This window comes from Pseudomonas sp. 5P_5.1_Bac1 (assembly GCF_025466015.1).
In the GTDB taxonomy this organism is placed as follows: domain Bacteria; phylum Pseudomonadota; class Gammaproteobacteria; order Pseudomonadales; family Pseudomonadaceae; genus Aquipseudomonas.
Map to the genome: position 1 here is coordinate 40151 of NZ_JANLNX010000053.1, position 7450 is coordinate 47600.

The 7450-nt window shown below is 50.1% G+C and carries 7 protein-coding genes and 2 pseudogenes; all 9 read left to right on the plus strand.

The genetic code is table 11. The features are described 5' to 3' along the window. Positions 1 to 9: 9 nt before the first annotated feature. Positions 10 to 321 (plus strand): polymorphic toxin type 50 domain-containing protein, encoded by a 312-nt coding sequence (locus tag NTD82_RS11180; protein WP_410017041.1) that lies wholly within the window; start codon positions 10 to 12, stop codon positions 319 to 321. Beyond that, the gene (locus NTD82_RS11185; RefSeq protein ID WP_053255812.1) at positions 318 to 623 is read left to right on the plus strand and encodes a hypothetical protein; all 306 of its coding nucleotides are present in this window, start codon (positions 318 to 320) and stop codon (positions 621 to 623) included. The genes NTD82_RS11180 and NTD82_RS11185 overlap by 4 nt, the downstream gene beginning before the upstream one ends. Positions 624 to 896: 273 nt before the next feature. Beyond that, positions 897 to 1286 carry a contact-dependent growth inhibition system immunity protein gene (locus tag NTD82_RS11190; protein WP_262128793.1) on the plus strand — a complete coding sequence of 130 codons (390 nt, stop codon included), beginning with the start codon at positions 897 to 899 and terminating at the stop codon, positions 1284 to 1286. 210 nt (positions 1287 to 1496) lie between these two features. Then, a pseudogene (locus NTD82_RS11195) lies at positions 1497 to 2172 on the plus strand (transposase). 60 nt (positions 2173 to 2232) lie between these two features. Continuing rightward, positions 2233 to 2655: a hypothetical protein gene (locus tag NTD82_RS11200; protein ID WP_262128794.1), complete on the plus strand. Its 423-nt coding sequence runs from the start codon at positions 2233 to 2235 to the stop codon at positions 2653 to 2655. 265 nt (positions 2656 to 2920) lie between these two features. Continuing rightward, positions 2921 to 3277, plus strand: a complete 357-nt coding sequence (locus NTD82_RS11205; RefSeq protein ID WP_262128795.1) for a hypothetical protein — start codon at positions 2921 to 2923, stop codon at positions 3275 to 3277. A 384-nt stretch (positions 3278 to 3661) separates the two neighbouring features. After that, a complete protein-coding gene (locus NTD82_RS11210) occupies positions 3662 to 4012 on the plus strand; it encodes a hypothetical protein (RefSeq protein WP_262128796.1) in 351 nt (116 codons plus the stop codon). Between the two features lie 21 nt (positions 4013 to 4033). Beyond that, positions 4034 to 4564 (plus strand): contact-dependent growth inhibition system immunity protein, encoded by a 531-nt coding sequence (locus NTD82_RS11215; protein WP_262128797.1) that lies wholly within the window; start codon positions 4034 to 4036, stop codon positions 4562 to 4564. A gap of 138 nt (positions 4565 to 4702) precedes the next feature. Further along, positions 4703 to 7450 (plus strand): annotated as a pseudogene (locus NTD82_RS11220) (DUF637 domain-containing protein); the annotation flags it as partial.

A 7450-nucleotide genomic window follows, 5' to 3' on the forward strand; every position in this document is an offset into this window, starting at 1 on the left:
TTTCCAGAGGTGGCTGGCAAAATCAGCCAGAAACAGCTTCGGCATATCGCTGGAAGGCCTGAGCTTGAAGCTCGAGGAGGCGGTGGGTTCTTGAACAGCGTTGATGATGCTCAAAAAGTACTAGATGCTTACCGCATAGGGCAGGTTAAGATTTTAGGTAAGAATGCTCAAGGGTTTCCGGTGGTCAAGTTTGAAGGCGTAACCGGCACCAACGTTAACGCTGGCGTTGGTATAACCGCTCAGCCAACTAATGTCTTTATCATCAAAGGTACAAAAAGCCCAAGTATTGTCCCTGCTAACCCTAATTGGACTCAGAAATGAATGCAGAAGCCGAATTGAAAACTTGGAATTTCCAAGTCTTAATGCTTGTTCAAGCGATGCTGGGGGCAGTTACTCCAAACTTCAGGATGGTGGTATTGTCTTGTGAAGATGATGTTTGGCTAATTAGATTTTATCTTGAAGAAAATATAGAGGATGATATTGATGAAGTCGAAGATATCATATGTCAATATACTGCTTATCAGGACTCAAATTTAAAATGCAAGTCGGAAATTTTGGTCGGCAACGAAGACCTACCTAGCTTGTCGGAAGCTGAGAGGGTCGTTTATCGTCGAAAAGAGTAATTTTTACTTGGTGCAAAGAAAGAAAAGGGGACAGATTTATTTTTAGCTGAATAAAAAATAAATCTGTCCCCTTTTGCGCTTTTGCGGTCCTTTTGCGCCGTCCCCTTTTGCGCCGTTATTGGGATCACCTAAAAGAGATGAACGACACTCTTCGAGGTTTACGGAACCATGCGGACACCTTGAAGGGGGTGAATGAACCGTCAGCGCAAGCTGCACGCCAGCGAGCGGTCGATACTATCGATCGTATTGAGTCAGCTTTAATGGTGCCGGGATATGACGTTTCGTGAGTTGGAAAGACTTACTCAAATTAGTTGGTTGCCAGAAGACAGCCCGTCGTTTTTGACCGAATGGTATCTTTTGGTATGTGATACTCCACTAGATCACTTAGGTGTAGGAGATGTATGCCGCGCAATTAGGCAAAATCTTTTTGTTAATGAGCTATTACCCTTTGCTGTGGTATTACTACATGATGATGTGTTGGCAGGAGAGAGATACGACGGCGAGCTGCTTGCAGCTCTTGCAAGTGTGAGTGCAGAGTGTTGGCAGAGAAATACAAGTGCGGCGCAAAAGGCCGTTTGCGCTTTGGCCGAAGTGAAGAATTTAAGCCAAGATCCCGAGCTGTTAAAGGATGCTTCGACTTTGATGGGGGCGCTTGGCATTTAAGTAGTTTGTAGGTTGGTGCAAAAGAAGTAGGCGCTGTAGGACAAAAGCTGCCATCTGCTTTGCCAGAAAACTTGACTGGTTATGCGAGCCCGAAGGATATCCGGTTCAAGCAAAAAAGGGACGGATTTATTTATTTCCCCGGCGAAAAAGGGGACAGATTTATTTTCATTCGCTTTGCTAAGCTGAAAACCTCAATGGAATGAGGTTGCTATGCCAAGAATAGGACGAGTCGTATTACCCAACTACCCCCATCACGTCGTTCAGCGTGGTCACAACCGACAGGTGGTATTCGCTGCTGCGGAGGACTACCAGCGCTACGTCAATGATCTACAGGAACTGAAGGACGCATTTGGTATAAAAATTTATGCTTACTGCCAGATGACAAATCATGTCCACCTGTTGTTTGGAGCCTGGAGAGGCAGTCGCAGGCCTTGGTCAGATGATGAAGGCGTTGGCAGCCCGAGCGACGCGATATCGGAATAAGTTAGAAGGGCGATCAGGAACGTTATGGGAAAGCCGACATAAGTCCAGTGTGGTGCAGTCAGAGAGCTGATACATTGAGCTAAATCCCGTGAGGGCTTGCATGGTGGATGATGCTGAAGACTATACATGGTCGAGCTACAGAGCCAGAGTTCAACTTCAACCAGGTTTTGATTGGCTGGATATTTCTGCCTGCTATTCCGCTTTGGGAGAAACTTCTGAAATACGAAAAGATCGGTATATATCGTTTTTAAGGCAGGCTGCTTCGAAGGACGAGTTAAATCTCATTAGGTCAGCCTTGCAGCGAGGGCAGTTGACCGGCGCTGATCGCTTTGTTGATGAGGTGGAGAAAATATCAGGTGTCAGATTAGAACTGCGGGGACAGGGTCGGCCAAGGTCGGGTTAAAGAAAATAAATCCGTCCCCTTTTTCCCTAATCCTGAAGATTTTAAGCCGAGGTAGATTTCATGAGGTTAAATTACAGTCAGTCTAATGGTCTCGAGAATTTCTTTTGCGGGCAAGGTAGAGAGGAAGTTAGGAGAGTGATTGGTTTGCCGTATAGGGTTTTTCCTGAAACTGAATTTTCAGAAAATTCAATTGACGCCTTTGGTGAAGCTGTAATGCAAGTTTGGTACAACTGCTCTAATGAGTTGTTGGGGTTAGAGGTGTATCTTCCTAATGCTTGTTTTTATTATGATGGCAAGCAGGTTTTAGGTCTGTCTATTGATGATGTTGAGAGTTTTTTTGATGCTGAGGGTGTGCCTTTTGAAGTGGAGAAGGACAAAACCGGCATAAACGTTAATCAAAACTCGGTCAGATTTTATGCTCCTGATATGAACGATTTAGGGGGGCGAGCCACGGTAGAGGCTGTATACGTTGGTTTTAAATAGGGGCGGGGCTTTAATTTAAAGAACTGAAAAGGGGGCGGATTTGAATGGCACTTACTTAGGCTCTGTATGAAAAGTCTTGAGACGCCGCTCAGGCAAGGCGACAACAGCCGAGGAATCGGAGTTTACGGGTTGTAAATGAGCAGTCCGAGGCTGTTTTCAACGCAGCATGACCAAGTATTAAGGCTTTTCGTAAAGGGCCTAGTCCCGTCAGTACCTTTCAAAGAAATTTTTCAGGTGAGGTTGTTGTTTCTTGGAGTGCACTTAAGTGAAATTAAATATCGACTTCCCTGAAAACATGATCACGGATGAATTACTCAGGCAGGAACGAATACCCTGCTTTTGCAAGGTTTCAAAAGAATTTGAGATTTCGTTTTCGGATACTGTTCCTGAGTCATCGGGGGTGGTATCAGAATGGGATCGTAGAGAGTTGGAGTTAAGAGCCGTTGCAGGGGCGGGCGGTCGATATACGCATTTTGCTAATGGTTTGATTACATTGCAGAAAATTAATGAAGGCATTTACAAGATCCTTGATCTTGAGATGTTTTATAGAAGTTACGGCTGGTGCGCTGTCTTACGTGGTGGGAAGTATGCGCCTCCCGGAAGTTTTTGGGATGAAGAGTAAAGACTTTCTGATGAATGCTAGGCTAGGGATTCAATTGCATGAACGGACTCTCCTAGTCGAATTTCGAATCCAATCATTGATATGGCTTAACTGAAGCGCCCTAACTTTTTACCACGCTAACACCGGCCTTGTGCCGGTGTTTTTGTACCCGGTCTGCACCCCTTTTGCCGCCTTCCTGCACCCATCCTGTAGCCTTTTTGCACTCAAGCTGCACCCTTTCTGCAGTCAAGTTGCACACCCTTTTACGCTCACCCTGACGACCTACGGCGCGTGTAGACAACGAAATTCGCGTCGGGTGATACTGTTGGTACAAAAGCAACTGGCGGGGCGGTAGACCGTGCTACTACTGGGATTGAGTGGGGCAAGGGTATTCAAGGTCAAGGAATGCCTTGGGAGGATTACCTTGGGACGCAACTGCCAGCAGGCTCTCGACTACCGCCTAACTTCAAGACGTTTGACTTTTTTGATAGAACGACCGGTGTTGCGACCAGTGCAAAAACACTTGATACGACCACCGCGGCTAAAATTGCCAATCCAAGTCAGGTTTATTCATCGCTTAAAGGAAATATTGATGCCGCCGCAGGGTTTACTGAGTACGGTTTGAAGGACGTAACAGTATCCTCTAGTCAAATTACTAGTCGTGAATTGCAAGTGGTAGTTCAAAAATCTACGACGAGTGCTGGGATCAAATTAATAGAGCTATTGAGTATGGCCAGGGCAAAGGCGTTACGGTAAAAATTACCAAGGTGGATTAAGATGAGTGATGTCGTAAAAACAGCTTGGGCAGATGCGAAAATAAATAAGGATTTTATTTCCGTAAAAACTTTTTCTGGTTATCGAAGTAGCCAAGCGGACCCGCAAGGTGTGGAGCATTTTTTCAGCCCTGACGCTGCCGATAAAGAGCTAGGCTTTGCTGTGCTTGACGCCTTGGCTCATAGCCGATTTGTGCTTCCCGAGCCGCGAAAGGATGTTTGGATTCATCCTGAAGCTACTTTTGATATGGAGTTATACGACTACAACTTGACCAATCAACGATATGATCAATGGGTTGGCAGTACTTTGGGACGCTATAGCTACAAGAATAAGCGTGCATTATTTAAAGACATGAAAAAATGCAGTATCGAAAGTAAGGGGAGGCAGATAACTATTCGTCCTAGCCATCACGAAAAGCTAGAAGCCTGGAGTGGTAAGGGACTAAGTGAGAGTGACTATGTCATTATCCCCAGCGGTAGTAGTCCTTCCGATGTAGGTGCGGCCTTACGCTTGGCTTTTAGTCGGTGCACCTAATGTGTAGAGGTTTCGAGTTGATCTGACACCGGCCTCGTGCCGGTGTTGTTTTATCTGCTTACTGCAAAACCTCCCGTCCTTCGCTGCTCGTTTTAGTCGTGGCCTGAGCGATCAGGGCATCACGAGAGAAAAGGGGACAGCCGCGTCACCGCCGGAGACGAAGCCTACCTGGTGGCGGGCGGCAGACTCGACCTGCTGGCGGCTGAAGACAGCGACTATTCGCTGGACAACAAAAAGAAAAAAGGCAGCTTCGGCAGTAAGAAAACCCAGCGCGACGAAGTTACCCAGATCACCAACATCGGCAGCGAAATCACCACCGGCGGTGACCTGACCCTGGAGAGCGGCAGCGACCAGCACTACCTGGCCGCCAAGCTCAACAGCGGCGGCGACCTGACCATCGACAGCGGCGGGGATATCACCTTCGAAGCCGTGAAGGACCTGCATCAGGAGAGTCACGAGAAGAGCAAGTCCGATGCGGGCTGGTTCAGCATGAAGGGCAAGGGCAGCACCGATGAAACCGTGCGCCAGAGCGAACTGGTGGCCCAGGGTGAACTGGTCATCAATGCGGTCGGCACCATTCACGCGGACGTGTTGCAGGTCAACCAACAGACTGTGCACGAATCCATCGACGCCATGGTCAAGGCCGACCCGAAACTGGCGTGGCTGAAAGAGCTGGAAGCGCAGGGCGGGGTTGATTGGCGGCAGGTGGAGGAGATTCACACCAGCTTCAAGTATTCGAACTCGGGGTTGGGGCCGGCGGCGCAGATCATTATTGCGATCATCATGGCTGCAGTTGTGGGCCCGGCCGCAATGGGCGCGCTGGGAGCGGCTGGGGCAAGCACTGCGGTCGCAGCTGGTGGAGCCGCGGTCGCTACCAGCGCGGCTACTAACGCAGCTGTTAGTGTTGTCAACAATCGCGGCAATCTGGGAGCTGTCCTCAAAGACGTCACTTCTTCGGACGCAATGAAGGGCTACGTTATCGCGGGTGTCACTGCGGGTATCACCGAGGGGCTTATTGATCCGAAGCTGAAGGGAACCAATGCGGCCTTTAAAAATACCGCCGGCTTTGACCTGAGTACTCTTGAAGGCATTGGCGGTTTCAGTTTGCGCGCTGGGGCAATTGGCGTAACCAGTGGGGCAATCAAGACTGTGGTTTCTGGGGGAAGCTTCGGAGACAACCTTGCAAATGGGTTGGTCACCCAAGCTGCAAACGTTACAGCGGCTGTAGGTTTCAACTTCGTTGGAAACTATGCCGAACAACAGTTTGCAGCGGCCGACTTGGCCAAAGACAGTGCTGGTATGGCGATGTGGGCCGAAGGTGGGGCCGGTCGTGTGGCGCTTCACGCCCTCATGGGAGGTGCGGTATCGGCGGGTACCGGCGGCGACTTTATTTCTGGCGCGGTAGCTGCCGGCGCCAGCCAGGCCTTGGCTGGTGTGCTCAATGACGCTTTCGAAACCCAGCCCAAAATGCGTGAGGCCTTTGCTCAAATTGTAGGCATAGCCTCGGCAGGTTTGGCGGGCGGTGACATTGAGAAAGGCTCCTGGGTCGCCCAGATGGCCGACCAATACAACCGCCAAGCGCACCCGGAAGAAATGCGGCTTATCAAGCAACAGGCCGAGGCGCTGGCCAAGGATCAGAACATTAGCGTTGCCGAGGCCGAGCAGCGTATGGCTCGTGCTTTTGCTTATTACACCGATAAGGACTGGCAGGCGCTGCTGATCAAAGATGGGTTGGTGATCGACGCCAAAACCATGGTTCACCTGGGGCAGGCGTTGGCGCCCTTGGCCACTTGGTATGAGGTGAACCCGGTCCCCGCTATTGGTGATGTACCACTGTCTACGGGCATTGCCACATATACCTCGGAGCAAACAGTTGCACTGCTTCAAGGGTATGCGACCAACCATAGCGATGTATTCAATGACGCCAAATTCAACAGCGAATACCTGCTGAGCGGAGTTGGGGGCCGCAATGCCGAATATGCGGACTACTACGACCGCAACCTGAATTTCAACGCTATAGATTCAGGCGCTCAATTGATTGGTGCGGGCAAGGGAGTCAGCGACGCGTTGATCGAGATGGCCAAGGGCATCTATGGACTGGGCGAGGGATTGGTAACGCGACCGTTGGATACTGCCAACGGTGTACTGGAAGAGTTGATCGCATCAGCCAGTAACCCGACTCAAGTCGTTAATGCTTTCTTGCAAGCGAAGCAGGATGCTGAAGTCCAGGCTCGTTTGTACCGTCTCCAAGGCAAGGTCGAAGATGCAGCTCGGGTCGAAGCGGATTGGCAAACCGAGTTCTACAGCAACTTCGTTGCGCTCAACCGTGCCGTAGAGCTAGGAAAGACAGCGCAGTTACTAGCCGCACGGGAAGCAGCATTGAAGGGGCTTGACGGACCTTGCTGTTTCGCCGCAGGAACGCTGGTGGCTACACCCGACGGCGATCGCGCAATCGAAACCCTCGAGGTGGGCGATATCGTCTGGAGCAAACCGGAGCATGGTGGCGAGCCATTCCCGGCAGCAATTCTCGCAACTCACGTTCGTAATGATCAACCGATCTACAAATTGGTGCTTGAGAACACCCGTTTGGATGGCAAGGTAACGCGCGAGATTCTGATGGTTACGCCTGGTCATCCCTTCTATGTGCCTGCCAAACGTGATTTCATCCCCGTCATCGATCTAAAACCGGGCGACTTGCTGCAGTCACTGGCTGATGGCGATACCGAAGACACCTCGTCCAAGGTCGAGTCACTCGGGCTGTACCTGCCCGAGGGTAATACTTACAATCTGACAGTCGACGTGGGGCATACGTTCTACGTCGGCAAGCTCAAGACTTGGGTACACAATACTGGGCCTTGTAGGTTGCCTCCGGATTATTTCGAAGGC